The sequence below is a fragment of the Bdellovibrio bacteriovorus genome (assembly GCF_002208115.1).
Classification (GTDB): domain Bacteria; phylum Bdellovibrionota; class Bdellovibrionia; order Bdellovibrionales; family Bdellovibrionaceae; genus Bdellovibrio; species Bdellovibrio bacteriovorus_C.
Genome location: NZ_CP020946.1, coordinates 3,220,644 through 3,244,836, shown reverse-complemented (window position 1 = coordinate 3,244,836; position 24,193 = coordinate 3,220,644). Strand labels below are relative to the sequence as shown.

The window sequence follows — 24,193 nt, the reverse complement described above, 5'->3', positions numbered from 1 at the left end:
CGCATTGGATCGAAGCCGGGGAACGATGTTGTTACTGATAATGATAGGGAGCAAAGTCAGAGCCAGTTTTCTGTGGCAAAACATCCAGTTTGTTTTGATTTCGAAATCTTCAAGTCCGTGGGCCAGACCCAGCCTAACAATGCAGCAAGAACGGAGACAAAATTAAATCAAAAGAAGACATGAGGAGGGGTTATGGAGTTGGTGCGTCTCATGGGTTTCTTGACTGTTCTGAGCCTTGCTTTGAGTGCGAACGCGCAGAATTCAAAAGACTATTTGGCCGTTGTGGACAGAATTCCGGTAAGTGAACTGCGCTGGGTGATGACACAGTCAGGGGATCACGGAGTCAATGCGAAGAGCTACTGGTCGGATTCAATGGAGCAGACTTTTTTGGTTGATCCGTTAAATCCCACTCTGCGAAATCAGGCGAGCCTTAACTATCTGCGCCTGTTACAGAATGTTTCCACCGGAATCGTTGATCCGGCGCTGGTGGGAGTCGATGTGAAGCTGACCAAGAAGAAATTCCCGACGCCTATTGAACTGCAGACGGCTTTGGCCGCTGCCGGGCAAAATCCCAATGTGCTGCTGGAGTCCATGTCATCGCAAATGCCGCAGTATCTGGCATTGCGCGACAGCCTTCGCAAAATGAACAATGCCTGTGTGAACAACCTGTGGCCCGCATTGCCTAAAGTCAAAAAGACTTTAAAGCTAGGAAGCAAAGACCCCATCCTCATTCCATTAAAGACACGCATGGCGCAGTTGGGTTATCAGATGACCAGCCTCGACAACGTCTTCGATGACAAAGTGGTGGCTGCGGTAAATGACATTCAGTGGAATCTGCGCTTTAAACCCGACAGCAAGATTTCTCCGGGTGGGAAGACGTGGAAGTATCTGAATGTGTCATGCCAGGACCGCATGCGACAGATCCGTCTGGATATGGAAAAGCTGCGCTGGTTCCCACAGCACGTGGAAGAGCGCTATATCTTTGTGAACCTTGCGATGTCCTATTTTAGCCTGGTCGACAAGAGTGGCGGCGGGTTCTATTCAATGAGTTTCCGTACAATCAACGGCCGCCCCGAAAGAAAGTCGCCGACCATGAAAGACAAAATCGTCTATATCGTGATCAATCCATTCTGGGTGGTTCCTCCGACTATTTTCCGCGAGGACAAGGTCGAAGAAATCAAGAATCTGTGGCCCTGGGAAATTCGTCAATACTTTGATTCCCGCCACTATCAGGTCTGGAACAAGTCGTTCACTCAAAGAATCGATCCGGCCACGATTGACTGGTACAACATGGATCCAACTCAGGACGCCAATATTTACATTCGTCAAAGCCCGCACCGTATGAATGCGCTGGGATCGTTGAAATTCATGATGACCAATTCTTACGCGATCTATCTGCACGACACGAATCAGCGGGAGCTGTTCGCGGAACCGCAACGGTTGCTGAGCTCCGGCTGTGTACGCGTGGAAAAACCCGTGGATCTTGCGGAATATCTGATGAAAGGAACAGAGTGGGATCGTACAGCGATCGAGCGCTATATGGCCAAGCCGGGTGAAGTGCTGGATAAAGACACCAAGGTTCAACTGAAACAGCAGATACCGGTGTATATGGTGTTCCTGACGTCGCAGCTGAGCTCTGATGGAATTCTGCGCTTTGCCGAGGACTCTTACAAGCAAGGCACCCGCCTGTTAAGACTGGGTGCCTGGTAGTGGGTAAAAAATTAACGACCGGCTGGAATTGTTGTGGTGGTTGTTGAGTTGATTATCGGCACCGGTGCCAGGGAAGTGGTGCCGGTGGAGTAGATCGGAGTCGGACCCAGTGACGTGCTGGAGCTGAGTGTTCCGCCCAGATAGCTGGTTCCACCGTATTGCACCTGCTGAATTCGATACATCAGATTATACATCTCTTGCTGCAGGGAAGACACAGTCTGGTACTTTTGCACCATTTGTTGTTGGTATTGCTGCTGATACTGCAGGGCTGTTTGATACTGCTGCATCTGCATTTGCATCATCTGCTGTTGCAGCGCCAGCGACGAAGAGTCGTATCCGGTCATCGAGCCCATCATTGAGCCATAGCCCATCATGCTTCCCGTGTAGGTTCCCATCAGACCACCATAACCCATCATGCTGCCGGTCATGGATCCCATCATAGAACCATAGTTACCCATCATAGAGCCCATTATTCCGCCATAACCGGCCATCGATCCCATCATGCCGCCGTAGCCGACAAGACCGCCGACCATGCTGCTCATCATGGACCCGCCCATCATGGAGCCATAGCCCATCATTCCACCCATCATGGCGCCGCCGTACATACCAAGGCCCCCCATGCCGCCCATGTTCATTCCATTCATGCCCCATGGGCCCATGCCGGAGGCATACATTCCGCCGCCCATCATGTTGCCCATCATGCCTGCGGGATATCCGAAAGCTCCGCCCATGCCGGCATTTCCGTACATACCACCCATACCATAGGCGCCTGTCATGCCCATGGCACCATTCATGTTGCCTGTGCCGTTCATCCCGCTGCCGCAACCGAAGCTGCCTTGTCCAGTGCCGCCGCTGACCGCGCCATAAAGACCCGCCATCAGATAGGGGTATCCATAACTCAAAGCCGGGTAGGACTGTGTCGGCCAGCCGGCGTTAGAGTTGTACTCCGCCACCATCTGGTTTTGTTTGTAACCCACATACGAGGCAAACAACCCTGTGCCCACGTTGGCGATCACATTGGCCCAGTCGGTTTTCGGAGCCGATGCCTGAGTTCCATTTCCTTGAGCAATACACTCGACACAAACGCCACCTTCAGTGTCCGAGGAAGCAAGGCCGTTCTTGCGGTCTTCCAATGCATCGGCTTTGGCGTCTTTCAGATCTTGTTTCAGGTTGGTGATCTGGTTTTCCATGCGTTCGATTTCACGTTGCAGTTTTTCGGACTGGGAATACTGCTTGCGATAATCCGACAGCCCTTTTTTGCAAGTGGTGGCATCGCTGCCCCGGCCGCCGTCGGTTTCGCGGTACTTTGAATTGGAACAAACCGATCCGCTGACGGACCCGGCTTTACCGCGGTCGCAGTACTGCCTCCATTCGGCAGTGGAAAAGCCGTACACTGGAATCATGTCGGCGTTGGCGACGGTGCCACCATCACCTTCCTCTCCTTGAGCGACAAATTCCCCCGATTGCTCCTGCAGGCCTTTGTACTCTTCACAGCGGCGGGAGTTTTCCATGTGTTCAAAGATAAAGTCGGCATAGTCGCTAGAGATTGATTTTTCCACATCCGTGCGGGTTCGTTGCAGGGTGCGGTCGATCTTTTTCTTTTCTGCTTTTTTGGTTTTTAGCTGTTGTTGGGCCTCTTGAAGTTCGGCCTGAATTTCTTTCGTGCCGTCATCGATGCTGGTGGCGCCGTTGCCTGCGCGCATTCCGGTAGAACAGCTTTGCATGCCGCCATACATTCCCGTGCCCCACATCGAAGTTTGTGCTGTGGCCATCACCGGTCCGAGGAATAAAAATGTCAGAAAAGATTTTTGTAACATGGTCCCGCCTTATTTACACATTCAGGATAGCGGGCAAGTATTGAGCGATTGTGGAGTTAGGACCTCACGGTTTAAAGTGAGATCCTGTGGAGGGGCGTGGGATTAAACGGCTTTTTCCAGGCGGTAGCCCTGACCGTAAACGGAATTGATCTTCACCATGGTGACGCCGTTTTTTGTCAGTTTGGAGCGAATGTGACTGATGTGGGAGTCCACGGTACGATCATAAATTTCTTCTCCTGAAGCCAGGCGTTCAATCAATTGTTCGCGCGTCACGATGGTTTCCGGATGTTCAAAGAATGTCGTCAGAATTTCAAATTCACGGCGATTCAGATTGATCAGAGCGTCACCGTTTTTTAGCACCTGCTGATTTTTGATCAGGGTGAGGCCAGCAAAACGAACCAGATCCAAAGTGGCTTTGTTGTCCGCGAGCTGGTTGCGGATGCGGGCTATCAGCTCGCGCTGACTGAAAGGCTTGCGAACATAATCATTGGCACCCTGGTCAAAGCCCTGCACAACACTTTCTTCATCAGTGCGGGCGGTCAGGAAGATCACTGGATTTTTCTGGTCTTGGGCACGCAGCCAGTTGCAGAACTCCATCCCGCTGCCGTCAGGAAGGTTGATATCCAGCAGATACAAATCGGCTTTGCAGTCCGCGCTTTGGCGTTTGGCATCAGCAAGTGTTTGCACCCATTCGACTTTATAGTTTTCAAGTTCCAACTGCAGTTGAACGGCTTTGCCAATTACTGGGTCATCTTCAAGCAGAAAAATAGTGCTCATATACTCTCCAGCCTACCATAGGCTACGGGGTTGTCTCAGGTCTTATTCTTGCCGGGGAGTATTGAGCAATTGTGGAAGCTGGCCCAATGTCCCGGTTTGAAACGGGGACCCGGGGTGTTGAAGCTGGTCAAAGCCTTTGGGATCGGGCATGATTTTCCAGAGTTTTTCAGCAAATGTAAGGAGACCTCATGGCTTCAGTTTTCACCAAAATTATCAACGGCGAATTTCCCTGTTACAAAATCTATGAGGATGAAAGCATCCTGTCTTTCCTGGCGCTGGATCAAGTCAATTTGGGACACACCCTGGTGATCAGCAAAGAAGAAATCAATCATTGGACAGAGGTGCCGCCAGAAACCTACGCTCATCTTCACAAAGTATCCCAGAAAATCGGGAAAGCCATTTTGAAGGCCTCGGGTTCTCCGCGTGTGGGACAAATCGTGGCGGGATTTGAAGTTCCGCACTATCACCTGCATCTGATCCCGGCATGGTCTATTCCGGATCTGGATTTCAAACGCGCTCAGCGCCGTTCCGACGCTGAGATGAAACAGATCCAGTCTGAAATCATCAAACACCTGGAAGCGATGAAATAAAAAACGGAGGCCCTATGAATCCCTGGCATGATTTGAGTCCCGGAGAAAAAGCTCCGGAAGTGGTGACCGCGTTGATTGAAATTCCCGCGGGATCCAAAACCAAGTTTGAGCTGGACAAGGTTTCAGGTCTTTTGAAAGTGGATCGTGTGCTTTACAGCTCGGTTCACTATCCTGCCAACTATGGATTTATTCCGCGCACCTATTGTGGCGACCATGACCCGCTGGACATTCTGGTGTTGGGGCAGGCGCAGGTGTATCCACTCAGTATCATGCGCGCCCGCCCGGTGGGTTGCATGCGTATGCTGGATCAGGGCGAGATGGACGACAAGGTCATCGCGGTTCATGAAGATGATCCCGAGATGGCCCACATCCATTCGATCAAGGATCTGGCACCGCACCAGTTGAAGGAAATCCGCAACTTCTTTGAAATCTATAAGGGCCTTGAAAATAAAAAGGTTGAAGTTGAAGGCTTCCACGATTTGCCGGAAACCCTGAAGATCATCAAAGAGGCTTTCGATCTGTACAAACAAGAGCGCACCCATCTGTTGAAACAGTCGGAAAGATCCCATGATTAAAGAAACCACCCACGACATCGTCGCTGGTGGCATCTACCAGCATTATTCCGGAAAGCAGTACCGTGTGATCGGTGTTGGCCGCCACAGCGAGAGTCTGGATGAAATGGTGTTCTATGAATCTTTGTACAACAACTCGGTGGGGCGTCTGTGGTGCCGGCCCCTTCCGATGTGGAATGAAATCGTCGAAGTCGACGGACAGAAAGTGCCGCGCTTCAAATTCCTGTTCAAGTAACGAGGTTTACCATGTCTGAAACCCGCTGGAAGCTGACAGATATCCCTGTAATCCAAGGCCCGATGGCGGGAGGATATACGACGGCCGAGCTGGTTTCTGCCGTCAGCAACAGCGGGGGGCTGGGTTCGATCGGGGCCGGTTACATGTCGCCGGAATCTTTGCGTTTGCTTATTCAGAAAGTAAAAGCTCTGACGGCAAAACCCTTTGCCGTGAATCTGTTCATCCCCACGTCCCCGGCAGTGGATCTCCTGCAGGTGGAAAGAATGAAGAAGCTTCTGCTGCCATTCTATCGTGAAGTGGGAATGGATTCTGTGCCGGAGCTTTCCTATGATCCCGGTCTTTTTCAAAAGCAATTTGCCGTTGTGCTGGAAGAAAAAGTCCCTGCTTTCAGTTTTACTTTCGGGTGCCTGAAGCCGTCCGAGATGGCGGCACTGAAATCTCAAAACGTATTTATCATGGGCACGGCCACAAGTGTGGAAGAGGCTCTGTATTTGCAAGCTCAGGGCTGTGATGCGGTGGTTGCCCAAGGGCTAGAGGCCGGCGGACATCGCGGTTCTTTCCTGGATGGCAAGTTTCCTTTGTTGCCAGCGCATAAACTGGTGCAGGACTCTGTCTCGCAGTTGCAGATTCCGGTGATTGCCGCTGGTGGAATTGTGAATAAAGCTGACATGCATACGATGCTTTCTGCCGGTGCCGGCGCCGTACAAATCGGCACGGCTTTCCTGGTCTGTGATGAAAGCGGAGCTTCCCGGGAATACCGGGATCTTTTGCTCAAAGGAAAGCCCGAAGACACGGAGCTGATCAAAGTCTTCAGTGGTCGCTGGGCCCGAGGATTGAGCAATCGGTTTTCCCGTGAAATGAAAATCCACGAAGCCGATACTCCGGATTATCCAATTCAGCACTGGCTGACCACGCCCTTACGAAAGAAAGCACAGGAAAGTGGACGTACCGAATTTCAATCACTGTGGTCAGGGCAGGGTTTGGGGGCTTTGCGCGCGTGTTCTGTGGCGGAGTATATGGCCTCATTGCGCCAGTAGAATTTTCAAATTATACAGGAGTTTCCGCCATCTAGGGTGGGCCTTATCAATAAGTTTTCAGTTGGCATTCAGGGCCTTCTCACTTATCTCTAAATAGATGCGGGGTCTTTACAGTTTCCGGGGGCGGGCCTACAACCGGGCCTCACTGGAGATCTTGATAAATGAAATGGGCCCTTGCACTTATTTTTGCCATGTCTTCTGCTGCCCAGGCGCAGGAGAAAACCACGACCACAACGACGACGGTGATTCAAAGCACGTCGACCACTGAAAGCACGCCAAAGATTGAAACTCAGGCGGAAGAAGCGCCGGTATTGACTCAAGTGGCGACTGTCACCGAAGTCAAAAAAGAGTACCCGCAATTTGAATTCACTTCTTACGGCTATATCTCTTTCGCTCAGGGTGAAACGTTTAAAACTGTTCAGAACCTTGAGCCGATCGTTCGTCGTTCCATGGATCTGGCAGAGTTCGCATTCGAAGGTGAGTACAAACTGACTGACAGCTCCAAAATCGAGTTCGAAGTTGAAATCGAACACGGCGGCGTCGGTACCACCATCGAATTCGATCCATTCGAAGAGTTCGGCGAATTCGAACAGGAAATCGAAAAGGGCGGTGAAGTCGTTCTTCATGAAATCTACTATAAAAAGGATTTCAAAAAGACCGAGACGGCTGTTCGCATCGGTAAATTCCCGTTGTTCATTTCTTTGGGTTCGGTTCTGACCAAGCCACACAAATATCCGACCATCCTCGCGTCCGATCTGGAAGGTCGGATGCTGCCACTGGGCTGGACTGAAACCGGTGTGGGGCTTGAGCAAAAAATCAAATACGGCTTCACAGCGCGCGCCGCTTTGGTGAACGGCCTGAATTCTGAATTCTTCCGTACTTATTCCTGGGTGGGTGGCGGTTATCAACGTCACTTTGAAAGTATGAACGCCGACAATCTGGCGACAGTGTTCAGTCTGGAGTGGGGCAATATCTCCAAGGGCACCGGGATCGCCTTTGCCCAGTACGCGGGTGACACCACTGACAACCGCTATAAAGTCGACAAACTGAAAGTTCCGGCGGAAGTTCGCATCACTACGCTGATGGGTAACTACAAATGGAAAGGCCTCGGTATCGCGGCCGAGTACATCGAAGGTTCACTGGAAAATTCGGACAAAGTTTCCGCAGCCAATGCCACTTTGGGTGGCCTGGCAAAACCAAAGGCGTTTGCGCCATTGGGCCACAAAGCCCGCTTGGAATCAGTCCAGCTTTCCTATGACTGGGAAACACCGGGCTTGGTGTTCTTCCTGAAAGCGGAACACGTGAACACCTTTGCTGATGTTCAGGGAAGTATCGTTAAAAATCCACGCTACGATGTCAGCCGCCGTTCCGGGGGTTTCATGTGGATGTGGGATACGGCAGCCTTCATGAAGGTGCAGTACGCTCGTGACAAAACCGAACTGGAAGGCTTGCCTGAAACCTATCAGGCCAACGTGGCCTTCGGTTTCGATCTGTCCGCTTTTGAAAAGTAATTTGTTTTTTATTAACAACCAAGGAGACTTAAAATGAAAGCTCTTAAAATGATGTTGGCAGCAGTAGCCTTCGCGGGTGCGACGGCTCAGGCTGCAACGAACAAAGAAATTATCAATCACGTTTCTTACAATGTGATTCTTGCGACTTATAACGACCTGGCGACAAAAACTGCGGAATTGTCTGCAGCGGTTGACGCTTTGGCAGCTAACACCAATCAGGAAAACCTGGATAAAGCTCAAGCCGCTTGGCGCGCAGCCCGTATCCCTTGGGAAAGCTCTGAATCCTTCCTGTTCGGTCCGGTGGATTCTTTGGGTATTGACCCCTTGTTAGACACTTGGCCTTTGAACAAACTGGATCTGGATTCTGTTATGTCCTCCAACCGCAAGATCACGGTGGATCTGGTTCGTGCACTGGGGACCAACCTTCAGGGCTTCCACACTTTGGAATATCTGTTGTTCGGTGACGGCAAAGTATCCAACACAAAACCAGCAGCGTCTTTGACAGCAAAACAACTTGAGTACTTGAAGGCAAGTGCACAGCTATTGGCAGAGCACGCTGCGGAACTGGCGCACGCTTGGACGACAAACTATGACCCGGAAAACCCAGCGGCTCCAGGTTACGTAAAAGTGATCAGCACTCCGGGCTTGAACAATGAATTCTACTCTTCTGAAAGAGCCGTCATGGAAGAATTCGTTCAAGGCATGATGGGTATCGTTGACGAAGTTGCCAACGGTAAAATGTCTGACCCAATGGGTGCGGATATCGGTTCTGCGAACATGGCTTTGGTGGAATCTCCATTTGCATGGAACTCTTTGAAAGACTTCCAGCACAACATCCGTTCCGTTTACAGCATCTACACAGGCCACTACAAAAACAACAAGGGTCCGGGCGTAAAAGCTTTGGTTGAAAAAGTTGATGCGTCTTTGGCGGCTCGTGTTGAAGCTGACATCCTGAACTGCATCGCTTTGATCGAAGCGATCCGTCCAGCAGGTGGTGGTGACTTCGGTCAGGCCATCTTCACCAAAGAAGGCCGTGCCCGCACTCAAGCGGCGATTGATGCTCTGAATGCACTTCACGCAACACTAGAGTCTGAAGTTCTTCCGACTCTGGACATGTAATCGGGAAATAATATGAAGGCTTGGATTGTACTGACTGTTTTGAATTTCATGGCAGGGGCGGCGGTTGCTGCTCCTCAAATTGACATGGACTATGTTCACGCGGAGAAATCCGGTGGCGAGACCACAGTGTTTTTCAAAGGCCAGTCCATCTGGGCCTTCCGTAACCCGGCTGCAAATTTGTCTGAAGAAGAGATCGCTCGTCACCTGACGGGCGACGCTCTTTTTGAGAGAAATTTCTCTGATGATCCGAACCGTTTCGAATACGGTTTGGGTCCGGTCCACAACAACACCAGTTGTAACGCCTGCCACGCCAAAGATGGCCGTGGTGCTTTGCCGGTGGTTCCTTTCAATAAAGAATGGGTGCCTTTGCGCCAGAATGAAGCGGTCTTCCTGCGTATCAGCATCGAAGACGGTGTGAAGAAACCAAAAACAAAAGAAAATAAATTCGGCGCTCCGGTGCCGGTTCCGGGTTTTTCGGATCAATTGTTCCACCTGGGTTCTTTGGGGGTTCGGGAGGATCTTCCGGGCACAGGTCAGGCGCAAGTCTGGATGAAGTACGAAAAGTCCCAGTTCACCTATCCTGACGGGGATGTGGTGGAGCTTCGCAAGCCTGTGTTTAAAGTCACCGGCGCGTATGATGAGTACTTTGATTCTGTGACTGGCGAAATGAAAAGCCGTCTTTATGAAAAAGACGTTCGCATGGGCGCACGTATCGGGACGCCGATGATTGGTTTGGGTTTGCTTGAGGCGATCAAAGAAGCCGACATTTTGGCTTTGGCCCAGCGTGATTTGTCTGCCGAAGGTGTTTCCGGAAAAGCCAACTGGGTGTTTGATATCGAAAAAAGCATGGCGGGTGATCCGTACCCGGTTTCCATGGGTCGTTTCGGCTTGAAGAACAACACACCCTCTGTATTGCACCAGTCTTTGGGGGCTTTGCGTGGTGATATCGGTGTGACGAACTATGCCTTCCCGGATGAAAGCATCGCGGGAACTCCGTTGTATGATGCTTACCGTACGGGCCGTGAACCTCATGCCGGGTTGGAAGCCACGGATCAGGTTGCCAACGACATCGTATTTTATTCTCAGACCCTGGCAGTCCCGGCTCGTCGTGGGGCGACTGAAGCCGAAGTGATCCGCGGTGCGGGGATTTTCCATCAGGTCAGTTGCACAACCTGTCACCAGCCAAGCTTCACAACCGGAGATCACCCGATCAAAGCGTTCGCGAATCAGAAGATCTATCCATACACCGACATGCTTTTACATGACATGGGGGATGGTCTGGCCGACGGTCGCCAGGATTTCGATGCTGACGGCCGCGAATGGAAAACTCGTCCTTTGTGGGGCATGGGGCACACTCAAACCATCAACCCTCGCGCGGGCTTCCTGCATGACGGTCGTGCGCGCACTTTGGAAGAGGCTATCTTGTGGCACGGGGGCGAAGCGGAGTACTCGAAAAACAAATTCGCACGACTTCCCAAAGCGGATCGTTCCGCTTTGATTCAGTTCATCAAGTCGTTGTAATAACTTGATTCGGTATGAACTGATCAGGTGAAAACTGGACCACAGATTTGTGGCAAAAGACAGTTCAGACATAGTATCATCATATCTAAGCTTCTATTGGGGCTGGTAAGGAGGTGATGCTTATGGTTAAAAACGTAGACATAACCAAGGCGGAGGTGACGTCCTCTTAGGACGCCTAGACCTTCGCCGAGGGTTCGAAAGAATCATAAACCTAAGAGCGACCGTAAGGTCGCTCTTCTTATTTGTGGCACTTGTAATTCAAATCTGGCCTAAATAAACTGCCTGCCGTTCTAACTTAAATCCCTGAAATACCGATAAATTCCCTTATATGTCGGACGAAAACAAACCCCAGGACAACCAAGAGGTGGATCTTTCTGCCTTTATCGACTTTGAACAGGTCGAAGAGGTGTCCCGTGCGTTCTTCGAAGAGTCCAAGGAAATTCTGGAAGATCTCGACAATCTGATTCTGAAGCTGGAAAACAATCCGGAAGATCAGGATCAGGTGAATGTCCTTTTCCGAAAAATTCACACCATCAAAGGCAGTGTGGGGGCTGTTCCCGGCGGACAGTTGCTGGGTTCCCTTGCTCACGAATTTGAAGCTCTTTTAACTCGCATCAAACGTGAATCCCGTCCGGTCACCAAGGACTGCATTGATCTGTTCCTGAAAAGCTCACGCATTTTGAAAGTTCTGGCGCAAAGCCTGCGCGACAAGCGTGAAGTTTATCCGGAAGAGCTCAGTGAAGCCATTGAGGTGATTTCCGCTTACGGAGTTTTTGATTTCGGGGATGAGTCGGCTGTTCGCAGCCCGCGTCCCGCTGTCAGCCGCACGACCTCGGCCTCTGATGAGGAGGGTGTGTGGCTGTCCGTAAAACAACTGAATGAATTCCTGCGACTGTCCGGCGAGCTTCTGGTGTTGAAAAATTTCTTCCAGATGATGAATCAGACGGTGAACTTCCGGATTCAGCCCGAGGTCTTTGAACGTCGTCAGAATGATTTTGCCCAGAATCTGGGGAAAATCTGCGATCAGTTCCAGGGCCAGGTGCAGACGGTCCGCAAGGAAAAAGCCGGGGACAGTCTTTCCGGTCTGCCGCTTCTGGTGCGCCAGGCTTCGACAGAGCTGAATAAGAGCGTTCATCTGGAGTTCACCGGCTCGGAGCTTCTGATCGACAAGGGCCTTGGCAAAGATCTTTATGAGTGTCTTGTGCATCTGGTGCGAAATTCCATCGATCACGGGATCGAGGATCAGTTTGAAAGAGCCGTGCAGGGGAAGCCGACGATTGGTTTGCTATGCCTGGACGTGCATGAAAAAAACGGCGCTGTTCACGTGATCTTTAAAGACGACGGCAAGGGGCTGGATCGTGAGCGTATTCTTCAGCGCGCGGTCAAAAATGCCCTGGTGACCGAAGACGCCGCCAAAGCCCTGAGCGATGAGCAGATTTACAAGTTCATTTTCAATGCCGGGTTTTCGACGAAAGAAAAAGTCACAACCATCTCCGGCCGTGGTGTCGGGATGGATATCGTTCTTTCCACCGTGGAAAGATACAAAGGCCGCATTCATATTGAAAATCATCCGGGGGCCGGGGCGGCCTTCCACCTGGAAATTCCAATTCCTCAGCACATCATGGTGGAAAGCGCCTTGCTGTGTGCGTGGAACTCTTACCAGTTGGCGGTGCCTTTGACTTCCGTGGCGCACATCACATCGTGTGACGAATTGCAGATCACCACTGTGGATCATCTGCGCTATTGTCAGTTCAGTGGAATGACTGTGCCTATTTTGAACTATCACGAGATCCTGAACCTGCGCACCTCGGTACCGGAAGAGGCGGTTCGCAAGTCTTCGGCCGTGTTTATCCGCCTGAAAGAGGCCGTGTTTGCCCTGTTGGTGGATCGTATCGAGGCCCAGACCGATCTGGTCGTTAAGTCCTTTGGTTCGATGATCGGGGAACAAAAGGGCTTTAAGGGCATTTCCATCCTGGCGGACGAAAAAGTGACCTACATTGTGGATCCGGAAAAAATGATGGCTTTGATGATGTATGAACAGCAAACGCACGAGGAGGCCGCATGAGTGATTTCTTCGGTGATGACTTTACAGCGGAACTCAAAGCGTATTTCCTGGACAGTGTGATCAAGGAAATAGACAAGTTCATCGATCTGACCGACGAAAAGCTGTGGCGCCGTATTCTGTCAGAGGTCAGCGAGCAAACACGCGCCTGGGCGGTGGATGCCAAGACAAATGAGTTTATGCATCTGGCTGAATGGCTGGAAGGTTTTGATGAAAAGAGCCGCAACCTGGAAGGGGCTGCGGAGTTGATCAAAGCCTTGAAAACTCTGCGGGGCTATATTGAAGCTCTGGGAATTGACAAGACCGACACCGCCGATCTGGCGACACGTTTTGCGCTGAATGCGCAGAACTTGCGTGAAATTCTGCTGCTGCACTGCCGTTTTGGGGTGCAGGAATTTGCGGTGCCGATTTTAAGTGTGATCGAAATCAGCGGCAAGTTGCCGCTGTTTGATCTGCCGGAAAGAAAAGAGGGTCTTTTGGGTGTGATTCCATTCCGCGGCGAAGCCGTGCCGGTGGTCAACCTGCAGGATCATGGTTTTGCCCGGATGGATGCCGATAATTTCTTCTATGTGATCTGTGAAGAGCAGGGGGTTCGTTTCTGCCTGCAGGTCACAGACACTGAAGACATGATCAGCGTCAAAGAAGCTGATCTGCAAAATTTTGAAAACCAATCCACTATGATGTCTGCGAACTTTGTTCACCAGTTTTTCATCAAAGACCGCCGCAGTATTATGGTTCTGGATCTAGAAAAACTGGTGGCTTGATGAACACTCATTATCTTTTTCCCGGTAAACTTGCGGCCTTCAAAGAAGAGACCGTGATTTCCACTCTGCTTGGTTCCTGTGTGGCGGTGGCTCTGCATGATCCCACGACCCGCATTGGGGGCTTAAATCACTATTTGCTGGCCGACGGCATGCCGGATGAACGTGAAAACACCCGCTACGGCGCGCATGCCATTCCCCTGCTGATTGAAGAATGTGTGCGTCTGGGGGCCAACCGCGGTCGCCTGCAGGCAAAAATTTACGGTGGCGGTAACGTCATCAGTGTTTCCCAGATCGGTGAAGGCATCGGCAAGCGCAATATCGAGTTCGCCGAAAAGATACTGCGTGACTGCGGTATTCCGGTCGTGGAAAGAAACGTTGCCGGTGAATCCGCGCGCACAATCAAAATGAACACGGCGACTTTCGAAGTTATTCATAACTCCTCTGGCGGCGGTGTTGATAAACCTGTGGATGTCTCGGGCTTCAGACCCTTGGCAGTGGCCAAAAGCGTGAAGGTGCTGGTTGTCGATGACTCGGCCACAGTGCGAACTCTGTTTACCAATATCTTCACAAAAAGCGGACTTGAAGTGGTGGGCTCTGCTGCTGATGCCTATCAGGCCCGCGAAATGATTCTAAGCAAAAAGCCTGACGTGCTGACTCTGGACATCGAGATGCCGAAAATGTCGGGCGTGATGTTCCTGGAAAAGCTGATGAAGCATCATCCGATCCCGGTGGTGATGGTTTCTTCTTTGGCAAGCACCGGAGAGGCAGCCATGAAATCCCTGGAACTGGGGGCGGTTGAGTTCGTGCACAAACCTTCACAGTTTGATCCGGCCGTACTAAAAGACCTTGCCGGCATGCTGGTGGACAAAGTTCGTGCGGCTGCGTCGGTGAATATTCTGAAAAAGTTAAAAGAGACTCCCGCGCCTCTGGAAATCAAAACCACAACCTTTGCAGCTCCAACGCGCCGTCGGGCGGCCGAGTTGAAAGTGGTGGTGCTGGGTGGAAACGCCGGCAGTGCGGATGCGCTGGAAAAGTTTGTTAAAGGCCTCGCCGCCGATACACCTCCCGTGGTGGTCGCTTGCAGTACGGTGGCGAACTTTGTGACGGCTTTCATCAGCAAGCTGAAAGCCGGTTCGAAAGTGACTCCGGTGGTGGGTAAAGACGGGGACTTCCTAAGAATGGGTCACGTTTATTTTATTCCTGCTGAACATCACGGAAAAATTGTGACCGGTCCTCAGGGGCCCGTACTGAGTCTTTCCAAAGGAGCTCCGGTGTCGTCGCAATTGCCTTCGGCGAATGTGCTTTTCAATTCCGCAGCGCAGTCTTACGCCCAGGGTGTTTATGCACTGCTATTGGGCGGTTTCGGCACCGACGGAGTCGACGGCCTGGTGGAAGTGCAAAAACGCGGTGGCGCCAGCGTGGTGCAGCACCCGGAAGAAGCGCAATTTCCCTATGCTCCGCAAAAAGCGATTGAACTGGGAGTGGCGGATGAGATACTTAAAGCCGACATGTTGGCGCATCATCTGATGCAGTATCGAAACCAAAACTTATACTAGGATCTTCGTTGGAACTGCAAAACTTTATCGGAGGGGCCTTTGTCCCTTCCGACAGTCAGAAAACCTTCGCAAAAATTTCTCCTTTTGATGGCACTGAACTGGCGCGCGTGACGGCGTCGGATGCCATGGATGTGATCAAAGCTATCCAGTCCGCAAAAAAAGCCGCACCGGTGATGAAGGAACTTTCATTGTCTGATCGCGCCGCTTTGTTGTTGAAGCTGGCTTCCGCGCTGGAAGAAAAATCCTCTGAATATGCCTATCAGGAAGCCCTTCATCAGGGCCTGTCACAAAGTTTTGTACTGCAGCACAGTCTGCTTCCGGCCATCAAAATTCTAAAAGACGTGGCGGGAAGTCTGCATCAGCCTTTGTCAGCACAAGTGCTGACTCAGCCCGTGGGGCTTGTGGGCATCATTGCTTCTTGGAATCTGTCTTTGCTTTTGGTTATTGAGCGCATGGCCCCGGCTTTGGCGGCCGGGAATGTGTGCGTGGTGAAGATCTCGGAACTGTCACCGATCACCGCACAAATTCTGGGCGAAGCTTTGCAAAAAGCCGAAATCCCGGCAGGCGCGGTGTCTTTGCTTCAAGGCGATGCCGAAGTGGGTAAGATCGTAGCGGGTCACCCCAGTATTCACGCGGTGACGGCGGTGGGGAAGACATCGACAATGGAACAAATTGCCAAAGCAGGTCTTTCGCAGTTTAAAAAACTGCAACTGGCTGGCAGTGTGAAGAACTCCTGCGTCGTATTGGCGGGAACTGACTATCAGGCGCAGATGCCCGAGATTATGAAATCCTTCCTGCTGGGGCAGGGACAGCTTTGCTGGAACAGCTCTCGTTTGTTTCTTCTGGAATCCATGTCCGCTGAGTTTATTGAAGCGATGAAAGCCTATCTTGATAAGTTGCAGCCTTTGACGGACCCGAAGGGTGATTCCCCGTGGACGCCGTTGATTACGTCCGCCCGTCGCGAAGAACTGCAGAAAAAAGTTCAGGAAGGCAAAGTCGAACACGGCAAAGTACTCACTGGCGGCGACAGTGCTTCGGGCCCAGGTTTTCACATGAAGCCCGTGATGATGCTGGATCTGCCGAACTGTTCGGTGCTGCAGCAGGATGAGTTGCAGGGACCACTGTTCCTGATGACTCCGGTTAAATATCAGCATGAAATTCTAAAATGGGCGAACACGTCTTATCTGGCTCAGTCCGCAGTGGTCTGGGGCCCGCAGGAGAAACTGGCCAAGGTGGTTTCACAACTGGATTGTGCGCAAGTGTGGTTGAATCAATGGCAGCCCAATTCCGAAAGCAATGTGTTTGGATTCAAACAATCCAGCTTCGGAAATCCAGACAAAGCCTGGTCAGGCACCTTCTATTCGGATGTTAAGATCTTGACGGGGACCCTGTAACGTCAAAGAGGTGACGAAATCCCCGTCGAAAAGTTGACCGGACCCTAGTTCAGAATGTGGGTGCGGTTGCGGGTTTTGACTTCGCAATGAGGGCAGAAAGCCTCTTCCTTCACTTCAGAAACTTCCCGGTCGGCAATGTGTTTTAGCTCCAGTACAGTGCCGCAAAGTATGCAATTGTTTTGGGAAATGATGAACTCACGGTGTTGTGGAGAGTCCGCTTTTTCGAAGTAGTTGATCTTGTTGTAATTCATGCGCCTCTAATCCTTGGCATTTCATCGTCATCCTGACGAAGTCTCTTTCCCAGAGCATCTCTGTGCCACTGCAAAACCTGTTCACAGCCCAAGGTCCGGAATCCGATCACAACAACCCGTTATATCCAACAGGCTCCGGGCCGTAACTTGTAAGGTCCCTTTTCCGATCTGCAAACTTCGAAAGGGTTCGATATGAAATACGGAATGAATGCAATTTTGGTGGCGGTTTTGGCTGTAACTGCGGGCTGTGTGGAGGTGCGGGATAAAGAAGACACAGATCCCGTAAAACCCATGGTTCAGGTTAACAAAATCAGCCGGATGGTGGTCGACGGCGAGATGTACCTTTTTAACGGCGCTTTTCTGACTCGGCCGGAACTGGAACTGGAGCTGCGTAAAGCCCCCAAAATATGGCCAGTGGAAGAGTTGGAGTTTCACTATAAGGAAGTCATTCTGAAAAAGAATGCCGTTCTCTATACGATGGGCCACCGTGTGCGCCTGCATATTGACCGCCTTGAATCCGACGGCGCAAGAATCCAAACGTTATCCCCAGAGTTCAAAGCTGGCATCGGTCAGGCCGGACGTCATGGCGGACATATTCTACTGGATGTGGGAACAGCCAAAGGCTCTTTGCGAATTCAGATGCTGGGCCAGGACGGCGCAGTTGGGAAAGCCGGAGCCGCGCCAGATGAATCCATGCGAGGACTTGCCGGAGAAAATGGTAAATTCGCCCTGTGCGCGAAATCTGGCGAGTATTTCGAACTGGCCAGTGGAAAAGACGGCGGCAGAGGTCGTACAGGCAAATCCGGCAGCAATGGTTCCCCGGGTGGCGACAGTGGCACTCTGGAAGTGGTGATACAGTCTGGGAAAGAATTTCAGTTGGATCACTATCGCAATCCCGGCATGGGCGGCGCAGGCGGCTCGGGAGCTAAAGGTGGGCCGGGCGGTTATGGCGGGAAAGCGATGGGGATGGTGAAAGGATCGGACGGAACGTTCCTTCCTTGTTCATACAAAGCTTTGGACGGAAACCAAGGACCGGAAGGTCATGCTGGCGTCAATGGTCAGCCAGGCCCCCCGGGGGCTTTGCAGTCCATCTGCATCACCCGTCAGAAGATCATCGAATGTATCTAAGTGGATTCCATCGAATAAGTCAAAATCGTATGAATCAATGATTCGACCTGCACGGGCTTTGTCAGATAGTCCGTGCAGCCAGCTTCAAGGCAGCGTTCACGGTCATCTTTCATCGCGTGGGCCGTCAGGGCGATAATCGGTTTGGAGTAACCAGCCTGACGCAGTTTGCGGGTGGCCGTGTAGCCATCCATCACCGGCATCTGAATATCCATCAGGATGATATCAAATTCTTTCTCAAGCGCTTTGGTCAGGCCTTCCTGACCGTTCGTTGCCAGCGTCAGATTGGCGCCTCGTTTGGCCAGCATTCGCTGAATCAAAAGTCGGTTGTCTTCAACATCATCAACCAAAAGAATGGAAGTGGATGAAAGCTGCTCGCCCAAGTGAACTTCTTTGGCCGGGGCGGGGGCGATTTTTGCCGTGTGGATTTTCGGGATATCCAGAGCGATTTTTACAATGAATGTGCAACCTTTGCCCGGCTCCGAGTCTTCCAGAACCACGTCACCACCCATCATCTGCGCCAGACGGCGGGACAGAACCAGCCCCAGGCCGGTGCCTTCATATTTGCGCGAAACCGAATTGTCGATTTGTGAGAAGGCCTGGAACAGATTCGATCTTTGCGACGATGAAATCCCAACACCCGTGTCTTTGATGGTGAACAGCAGGTTGTTGCCAGAGATCTCGTAGGTCATGCGCACATAACCCTGATCGGTGAACTTGATGGCGTTGCCGATGATGTTGGTCAGGATCTGGCGCAGGCGCAAAGGATCGGTGCGGATCATGTCCGGCACAATGCCACGGCGGTTGAACTCCACATGCACCGGCTTGTCGCCCACGCGGGCGACCATCAGGATGTGCAGGTCCTCCAGCAGGGAATTCAGATTTACCGGGTGGCTTTGCATTTCCAAGTGACCCGCTTCCACTTTGGAAAGATCCAGAATGTCATTGATGATGCGGGTCAGATGCTCGCCCGTGCGGTGAATGATGTTCACGTACTGCAGTCGTTCACTTTCATCCAGATTCGATTCCTTCAGCAAATCAGAAAAGCCAATGATGGCCGCCAGTGGAGTGCGGATCTCGTGGGACATATTGGCCAGGAATAAACTTTTTAACTGACTGGCCTGCTCGGCCTGCTGTCGTTCGCCGATGCTGCTGCTTAGATGGTGGGCCATCAAGTTAATGGACTCGGCCAGCTGCCCCAGTTCATCGCCGGAACGAACAGGCACATGAACATCAAAGCGTCCTTCACCCACCTCGTGGGCGGCGTTGTTCAGTTCGGACAGACCTTTGGAAAGATTGCGGCTGAAACTGATCGTCAGGAAAAGGCCTGTTCCCTCCACGATCAGCACGGCAAAGATCAGCGTGACCATCAGCATGTTTTCCAGCCAGCGGGAACCTTCACCCAGAGTGTAAGAAAACGAGGCTTCCAGCACTGTCAGGCGGTCATTCAGATCATCGACACTGTTCAGGGCTTTGAAGATCTCTGATTCGGGCGCATTTTTTTGAATCAGCATGTGCAGGTTTTCACCCATGACAATCAGCTCTTGAGTCATCTGGTCACCTTCGCGCCAGATCTCAAGGGCCTTTTTCACGTGTTTGAAATTATGAAATCTCAGCACCAGTGAAATCACGCCGGGAATGTCATCCGGATGAACTTTTCCTTCCAGCAGGCCCTCTTTGGCCTTGGCTGTGTCTGGCGGAACCTGTTCCAAAGCATTACGCGCTTTGCTGTCGCCCAAAGGCACTCGCACGTTTTCCTGGAAAACGGTGTAGAACTGCGGATCACGGGTGCGGGCATACTTATGCAAAGTAATAACAGCGTCTTTTTGACCTTTCGACCACATGCTTTCGCCGGCCACGAAGGCGCGAACGGAAGACAAAGAATTCATGGCGAAATACAAAGTGAAAAGCTCCAGGGCAATGAGAAGTGCCATGACGCCGATAACGATATACAGCTTGTTTGCGACCGAAAGGTATTTCCAGAAACGTCTGATGCCCATGCGAGTAGTGTATCGACTAAATAGGCGATGAAATAAACAAAAATGCTTTTTGACGGCGCTTCAGGACATAAGAAGGAAGACCCTGAAAATTTTCAGGGTCTTTAACACGATCATTGCAGAAAGTTAATCCAAGTAGCTGGTTTTGAGGCTTTGCTCGCCTTCGAACTTCTCAAAGCCCAATTGGATCAGTTGAGAAATCAAATCCTTGTAGTTCAGGCCCGAGGCCTCCCACATTTTAGGATACATTGAAATCTTGGTAAAACCTGGAATGGTGTTGATCTCGTTGATGTACAACTCTCCGTTCGGGCGAATGAAGAAATCCACACGGGTCAAACCATCGCAGCCCATGGCCTGATAGGTTTGTTCGGCCATTTTTTGAACGGCTTTGGTGGTTTCAGCAGAAAGCTCCGCCGGAATTTTCAAAAGAGCGCCGTTGTCATCAATATACTTAGCCTCGTAAGAATAGAATTCATGCTGCGGGATCACTTCACCCGGCAAAGAGGCTTTGGGTGCGTGGTTGTGACCCATCACGGAACACTCCACCTCGCGGCCCTGGATGAATTCTTCCGCCAGAACTTTGGTGTCAAACTGGAAGGCGTCTTTCAGCTTCACGACAAAATCTTCCGCTGTTTTGATCTTGTGAACACCGACAGAAGAACCCGCGTTAGCCGGTTTGATAAAGAACGGGGAGCCCAGTTGTTTCACGATTTCGTTGTAATCGTTTTTCTGATGCGGAGTTAGCAGCAGATAGCGGGCATTGGGGATTTTGGCCACGGCCAAAAGACGTTTCATGATCTCTTTGTCCATGCCGGCGGCAGAAGACCAAACTCCGCAACCCACAAATGGAAGCTGAACCATTTTAAACAGCCCCTGGATTGTGCCATCTTCACCCATAGTTCCGTGCAGAATAGGGAAGGCTATGTCCACAGAAGTTTTGGATTGATCTTTCAAAGAATAAAGAACCGGCTTTCCCTGCAAAGACATCAAAGCGACAGGTTCGGCCTTGGAGGGAAGGGCCTGGTCGACAATCTTCGTCGCCTCAGAGAAAACACCCATATCCGGGAAACGATACCAACTGCCTTCCTTGCTGATTCCGATCAAAACAGGCGTAAACTTATCTTTATCCAAAGCATCCGCCACATTCTTCGCCGAACGCAAAGACACTTCATGCTCTGCAGACTTGCCACCAAAAATCAAAGCCACAATCTTTTTCATATCCAAACTTCCTCTAACGTCCTACGCCCTGTTTCTTACGCCGATTTCCAATTTTCTATTGTCCAGTGTCCATCAAGCCCATTCCACGATTTCATGGGCCAACCCAAAGATGCCCGTAAAGACCTCATTGGGTTTCGCATTTCCGTACATGTAAGCCGGAGTCGTCACCACTTTGCTTTCGCGGTCGGTGATATAGTCATCCACCGGGCATTCTTCATGAATGGCGCCGGTTTTTTGAATTTCAGCCGCCGTCGCTGCGTCGTCACCGATAGTGACGGTGACTTTTTTGTCGCCCAGAACTTTCGCCACCAGAACCGGAGCGATACAAAGGGCTCCGATAGGCTTGCTGGCGGAATGGAATTCAAGGATCACACGTTTTACATCCGGATTCACTTCGCACTGAGCGCCTTTTTCGGCCCAGTTGCTCAGGTTCTTCGCGGCGCCATAGCCACCCGGAAAAACCACGGCATCAAAATCTTTGGCATGAAGTTTATCGAGGCTCTTGATCTGACCGCGAGCGATGCGTGCGGCTTCAATCAGCAGGCTGCGTTTTTCGCCGTCGGCTTCGCCATTGATGTGATTGGTGATGGGAATCTGAATGTCCGGAGCGAAGCACTGAACTTCGGCACCGGCCTGGTGAAGGCCGATCAGCAGACTGACGGACTCAGTGATTTCGCTTCCGTCGCGGTGACCGCAGCCAGAAAGAACAACGGCAATTTTTTTCATAAAACCTCCACAGGAGGTTTTAGCCTACAAGATTCGTCAGGTGTTGGCAACGAATCGCAAGGCGCAGACTAGGTGCCGCCCGGCTTATAATTTTTCAGACGAGTGCAGACAGTTACGAGAGCTTTTTGTGATCCGGCTTGCGCCAGTGCACGATAGCAGTAATCCGTCACGCGAGAGAAAAACGGCAGGTCCGGAGTAATGGAGATGCTGTAATTGACCTTCTGCTTCTCGGTGGTTTCGCCTTTTTTGTAGTAAGCGGCCCAGTCGAATGAAACGGTTTTCACTTTCATGGTGCAGTTGGCAAGCCCACCGCAATTGGCCTGAGTTTTCATCAGATCCGGAGCCGGGCGCATCTCTTCAGACACCTGCAAGTTGAAGCATTTCACTTCGCAACTGTCATAGCCAAGGGTTTCGGTGCAGACTTTCTTTTGATCGTCTGTCAGCTGGCAGGCGTAAGCCAAACCGATCAGGCGCTCAAAGCCCAAGGACATCTGCAGGTCATCGGCCATCGTCGAAACTTCGCCCTTCAGCTTTTGACCGCGAGTGAAGACTTCCATGGCCGGTTCGGCTTTGGTGACCGAGCGGTGATCTTCTTTGGTGGACTGCTGAGTGTTGCCTTCAGCAGACAGGGTTTCTGTCTGATAAAGGTACGTGTAAAGCCAGTCGTTGGTGCGTTCCTCTTTTTTGGAAATAGTGATGCCTTCCTGCAAAAGCATGCGGTCTTCGCCGGTTTCAATTTTGCGGAAAGTCTGCTGCAGCAGGAAATCATTCGGACTCATGGTCAAAGGATCAGCAGAGCCCCAGGCTTCGGACAGGGAATCCTGAACCTGCGCCATGGTGGATGGAGTTTCTTCCTCTTCCAGTTCCGGAGTTTTAATGCATGAAACGGCGGTCGCTGCCAGAAGCAGCGGCAACAGGGGTTTTAAAAATCGGTTCATATAGAGTCCCATCCCCAGATCCACAGATTCAGTGGCAGAATTTTTTCAAGTTTAATGGCGGTTTCTTCCTTGAAGATGCCCAAACCACGGAAGTCCACCGGGCCAAACAGCAGGCGCACCATGTCTGTTTCGTTGTTGATGGTGTAAAGATCCTGACCGACTCCGAAGACAAAGTGGTTGGGGTGTTTTTCCAGCACGATGTCGGCGATGCCTTCAGCGCGGAACGCACGTTTGATCTTGGCCGCCAACTGGTCAAAGTTCACCAGCTTGATCATGCCCAGATAACCGTGATTCATCGTCACGTCCTTGGTTTGCAAAGCCTGAATCAGGTTCGTTGCATGGCGTGGGCAGATGATCGTGTAAGGCTGATCTTTTTGCGCGCGGATAAATGCAAACAGCGCCATCAGTTTGGAAACCGAGCCGCCCCATTCATGGATATAACCACCCAGATCAGCACCTTTGCCTTCAATCGCATAAGCCGCCAACTGACCGCTTGGTTCCCAGGCGGTGTATACTTTGGTTTGCGGGATTGAGAGGAACTTTCTGGTTTCTTCAATTGTGCGCACAGAGTTGACGGAATGAGCCGCGTACAGGCGGTAAATCGCATCCGGGGAAACTTTGTTGTCGGTAGAGAAGCGCAGGTTGATCGGCGGAACATCAAAGTTTTCCTCGATCACAAAGCTGACTTCTGATCCCGCCAATTCAAAGCCCATGCGGCGGTAGAAATCAAACAGGTCCGTCCACAGAATCGCGATGTCGCAGGACTGCTCGGTCGCGGATTTCAGACAGTCGTTGATGATCTGGGTGCTGTAACCCTGACCCTGGTGCTGATCGTCGGTGACGACAGAACCAATCGCACCCACTTTGAAGATCACATGGGGGCTTTTAATGATAAGAGGTTTCATAACCGCATGCGATAGTACGGAGCCCTCATCGGCGATAATACGCATATTATGCAAGTTGTTAGAGGAAAAGGCTGTTGGATATTCCGCAGCAATGGACCAAGAGGCATCATTGCGCAGCTTTTTATTGAGGAAATCCAGAACCTGAGGAAGCTCAGCTTCCAGGGGGGAACGAGGTCCTTCCATGAACTCTCCTTATATCTACATAGAGCGCCCCAGAGGGCCTTTAGGACCAAACCGCTTCGGACACATCCTCGCGGACGTGGTCCCTTTCGGGACCTACTGCTGCGGAACTTGCGGTTTGTTCCTAAAGGCCCTCTGGGGCTCATATATAGATACTATACGAGGGACGGGGGGAGGACCCAGTGAGT

Annotated in this window: 21 protein-coding genes; 13 read left to right on the top strand and 8 right to left on the bottom strand. The window is 51.4% G+C overall.

Going from position 1 to position 24,193, the window contains the following annotated elements; genetic code table 11:
- The first annotated feature begins 192 nt into the window (after positions 1-192).
- A complete protein-coding gene (locus B9G79_RS15560; RefSeq protein WP_088566308.1) occupies positions 193-1,710 on the top strand; it encodes a L,D-transpeptidase family protein in 1,518 nt (505 codons plus the stop codon).
- Positions 1,711-1,721: 11 nt separating this feature from the next.
- Here the strand turns inward: B9G79_RS15560 and B9G79_RS15555 are convergent, their stop codons facing one another.
- Both B9G79_RS15555 and B9G79_RS15550 read right to left on the bottom strand, forming a co-directional pair.
- On the bottom strand, positions 1,722-3,527 hold the full coding sequence (locus tag B9G79_RS15555; RefSeq protein WP_088566307.1) for a hypothetical protein: 1,806 nt from the start codon (positions 3,525-3,527) through the stop codon (positions 1,722-1,724).
- Positions 3,528-3,629: 102 nt separating this feature from the next.
- Positions 3,630-4,304, bottom strand: coding sequence for a response regulator transcription factor (locus B9G79_RS15550; RefSeq protein ID WP_088566306.1), 675 nt, complete (start codon positions 4,302-4,304; stop codon positions 3,630-3,632).
- Between the two features lie 188 nt (positions 4,305-4,492).
- On the opposite strand from B9G79_RS15550, the gene B9G79_RS15545 reads away from it, so the two are divergent.
- The 11 genes from B9G79_RS15545 (at position 4,493) to B9G79_RS15495 (ending at position 16,665) form a co-directional block, all read left to right on the top strand.
- On the top strand, positions 4,493-4,894 hold the full coding sequence (locus B9G79_RS15545; RefSeq protein ID WP_088566305.1) for an HIT family protein: 402 nt from the start codon (positions 4,493-4,495) through the stop codon (positions 4,892-4,894).
- Positions 4,895-4,908: 14 nt separating this feature from the next.
- A complete protein-coding gene (locus tag B9G79_RS15540) occupies positions 4,909-5,469 on the top strand; it encodes an inorganic diphosphatase (RefSeq protein WP_088566304.1) in 561 nt (186 codons plus the stop codon).
- Complete coding sequence (locus B9G79_RS15535; RefSeq protein ID WP_088566303.1) at positions 5,462-5,701, top strand: DUF1653 domain-containing protein; 240 nt, start codon at positions 5,462-5,464, stop codon at positions 5,699-5,701. Before B9G79_RS15540 ends, B9G79_RS15535 begins: the two co-directional genes overlap by 8 nt.
- Positions 5,702-5,712: 11 nt before the next feature.
- Positions 5,713-6,738 (top strand): NAD(P)H-dependent flavin oxidoreductase, encoded by a 1,026-nt coding sequence (locus B9G79_RS15530; protein ID WP_088566302.1) that lies wholly within the window; start codon positions 5,713-5,715, stop codon positions 6,736-6,738.
- A gap of 161 nt (positions 6,739-6,899) precedes the next feature.
- Complete coding sequence (locus B9G79_RS15525; RefSeq protein ID WP_088566301.1) at positions 6,900-8,249, top strand: hypothetical protein; 1,350 nt, start codon at positions 6,900-6,902, stop codon at positions 8,247-8,249.
- A gap of 33 nt (positions 8,250-8,282) precedes the next feature.
- Complete coding sequence (locus tag B9G79_RS15520) at positions 8,283-9,368, top strand: imelysin family protein (protein ID WP_088566300.1); 1,086 nt, start codon at positions 8,283-8,285, stop codon at positions 9,366-9,368.
- 12 nt (positions 9,369-9,380) lie between these two features.
- A complete protein-coding gene (locus B9G79_RS15515; protein WP_088566299.1) occupies positions 9,381-10,889 on the top strand; it encodes a di-heme oxidoredictase family protein in 1,509 nt (502 codons plus the stop codon).
- Between the two features lie 328 nt (positions 10,890-11,217).
- On the top strand, positions 11,218-12,954 hold the full coding sequence (locus B9G79_RS15510; RefSeq protein ID WP_088566298.1) for a chemotaxis protein CheA: 1,737 nt from the start codon (positions 11,218-11,220) through the stop codon (positions 12,952-12,954).
- Positions 12,951-13,715, top strand: a complete 765-nt coding sequence (locus B9G79_RS15505) for a chemotaxis protein CheW (RefSeq protein ID WP_088566297.1) — start codon at positions 12,951-12,953, stop codon at positions 13,713-13,715. Before B9G79_RS15510 ends, B9G79_RS15505 begins: the two co-directional genes overlap by 4 nt.
- Positions 13,715-15,271 carry a chemotaxis protein CheB gene (locus tag B9G79_RS15500; RefSeq protein ID WP_088566296.1) on the top strand — a complete coding sequence of 519 codons (1,557 nt, stop codon included), beginning with the start codon at positions 13,715-13,717 and terminating at the stop codon, positions 15,269-15,271. The genes B9G79_RS15505 and B9G79_RS15500 overlap by 1 nt, the downstream gene beginning before the upstream one ends.
- A gap of 8 nt (positions 15,272-15,279) precedes the next feature.
- The gene (locus B9G79_RS15495; protein ID WP_088566295.1) at positions 15,280-16,665 is read left to right on the top strand and encodes an aldehyde dehydrogenase family protein; all 1,386 of its coding nucleotides are present in this window, start codon (positions 15,280-15,282) and stop codon (positions 16,663-16,665) included.
- Between the two features lie 44 nt (positions 16,666-16,709).
- Here the strand turns inward: B9G79_RS15495 and B9G79_RS15490 are convergent, their stop codons facing one another.
- On the bottom strand, positions 16,710-16,916 hold the full coding sequence (locus B9G79_RS15490; protein WP_015089744.1) for a hypothetical protein: 207 nt from the start codon (positions 16,914-16,916) through the stop codon (positions 16,710-16,712).
- 192 nt (positions 16,917-17,108) lie between these two features.
- On the opposite strand from B9G79_RS15490, the gene B9G79_RS15485 reads away from it, so the two are divergent.
- Complete coding sequence (locus tag B9G79_RS15485; protein WP_088566294.1) at positions 17,109-18,044, top strand: hypothetical protein; 936 nt, start codon at positions 17,109-17,111, stop codon at positions 18,042-18,044.
- Here the strand turns inward: B9G79_RS15485 and B9G79_RS15480 are convergent.
- The 5 genes from B9G79_RS15480 to B9G79_RS15460 all read right to left on the bottom strand — a co-directional run bounded on the left by B9G79_RS15480 (position 18,041) and on the right by B9G79_RS15460 (position 24,008).
- Positions 18,041-19,975, bottom strand: coding sequence for a response regulator (locus B9G79_RS15480; protein WP_232468780.1), 1,935 nt, complete (start codon positions 19,973-19,975; stop codon positions 18,041-18,043). The two genes, B9G79_RS15485 and B9G79_RS15480, sit on opposite strands and share 4 nt — an antisense overlap.
- Before the next feature lie 189 nt (positions 19,976-20,164).
- Complete coding sequence (locus B9G79_RS15475) at positions 20,165-21,256, bottom strand: D-alanine--D-alanine ligase family protein (protein ID WP_088566292.1); 1,092 nt, start codon at positions 21,254-21,256, stop codon at positions 20,165-20,167.
- Positions 21,257-21,328: 72 nt separating this feature from the next.
- A complete protein-coding gene (elbB, locus tag B9G79_RS15470; RefSeq protein WP_088566291.1) occupies positions 21,329-21,982 on the bottom strand; it encodes an isoprenoid biosynthesis glyoxalase ElbB in 654 nt (217 codons plus the stop codon).
- A 68-nt stretch (positions 21,983-22,050) separates the two neighbouring features.
- Positions 22,051-22,920, bottom strand: coding sequence for a hypothetical protein (locus B9G79_RS15465; protein WP_088566290.1), 870 nt, complete (start codon positions 22,918-22,920; stop codon positions 22,051-22,053).
- A complete protein-coding gene (locus B9G79_RS15460; RefSeq protein ID WP_088566289.1) occupies positions 22,917-24,008 on the bottom strand; it encodes a GNAT family N-acetyltransferase in 1,092 nt (363 codons plus the stop codon). Before B9G79_RS15460 ends, B9G79_RS15465 begins: the two co-directional genes overlap by 4 nt.
- Positions 24,009-24,193: the final 185 nt, after the last annotated feature.

Coding starts and splice junctions, on each gene's coding strand:
- B9G79_RS15560 (WP_088566308.1), top strand. CDS start 193: ATGGAGTTGGTGCGTCTCATGGGTTTCTTGACTGTTCTGAGCCTTGCT.
- B9G79_RS15555 (WP_088566307.1), bottom strand. CDS start 3,527: ATGTTACAAAAATCTTTTCTGACATTTTTATTCCTCGGACCGGTGATG.
- B9G79_RS15550 (WP_088566306.1), bottom strand. CDS start 4,304: ATGAGCACTATTTTTCTGCTTGAAGATGACCCAGTAATTGGCAAAGCC.
- B9G79_RS15545 (WP_088566305.1), top strand. CDS start 4,493: ATGGCTTCAGTTTTCACCAAAATTATCAACGGCGAATTTCCCTGTTAC.
- B9G79_RS15540 (WP_088566304.1), top strand. CDS start 4,909: ATGAATCCCTGGCATGATTTGAGTCCCGGAGAAAAAGCTCCGGAAGTG.
- B9G79_RS15535 (WP_088566303.1), top strand. CDS start 5,462: ATGATTAAAGAAACCACCCACGACATCGTCGCTGGTGGCATCTACCAG.
- B9G79_RS15530 (WP_088566302.1), top strand. CDS start 5,713: ATGTCTGAAACCCGCTGGAAGCTGACAGATATCCCTGTAATCCAAGGC.
- B9G79_RS15525 (WP_088566301.1), top strand. CDS start 6,900: ATGAAATGGGCCCTTGCACTTATTTTTGCCATGTCTTCTGCTGCCCAG.
- B9G79_RS15520 (WP_088566300.1), top strand. CDS start 8,283: ATGAAAGCTCTTAAAATGATGTTGGCAGCAGTAGCCTTCGCGGGTGCG.
- B9G79_RS15515 (WP_088566299.1), top strand. CDS start 9,381: ATGAAGGCTTGGATTGTACTGACTGTTTTGAATTTCATGGCAGGGGCG.
- B9G79_RS15510 (WP_088566298.1), top strand. CDS start 11,218: ATGTCGGACGAAAACAAACCCCAGGACAACCAAGAGGTGGATCTTTCT.
- B9G79_RS15505 (WP_088566297.1), top strand. CDS start 12,951: ATGAGTGATTTCTTCGGTGATGACTTTACAGCGGAACTCAAAGCGTAT.
- B9G79_RS15500 (WP_088566296.1), top strand. CDS start 13,715: ATGAACACTCATTATCTTTTTCCCGGTAAACTTGCGGCCTTCAAAGAA.
- B9G79_RS15490 (WP_015089744.1), bottom strand. CDS start 16,916: ATGAATTACAACAAGATCAACTACTTCGAAAAAGCGGACTCTCCACAA.
- B9G79_RS15485 (WP_088566294.1), top strand. CDS start 17,109: ATGAAATACGGAATGAATGCAATTTTGGTGGCGGTTTTGGCTGTAACT.
- B9G79_RS15480 (WP_232468780.1), bottom strand. CDS start 19,975: ATGGCACTTCTCATTGCCCTGGAGCTTTTCACTTTGTATTTCGCCATG.
- B9G79_RS15475 (WP_088566292.1), bottom strand. CDS start 21,256: ATGAAAAAGATTGTGGCTTTGATTTTTGGTGGCAAGTCTGCAGAGCAT.
- elbB (WP_088566291.1), bottom strand. CDS start 21,982: ATGAAAAAAATTGCCGTTGTTCTTTCTGGCTGCGGTCACCGCGACGGA.
- B9G79_RS15465 (WP_088566290.1), bottom strand. CDS start 22,920: ATGAACCGATTTTTAAAACCCCTGTTGCCGCTGCTTCTGGCAGCGACC.
- B9G79_RS15460 (WP_088566289.1), bottom strand. CDS start 24,008: ATGGAAGGACCTCGTTCCCCCCTGGAAGCTGAGCTTCCTCAGGTTCTG.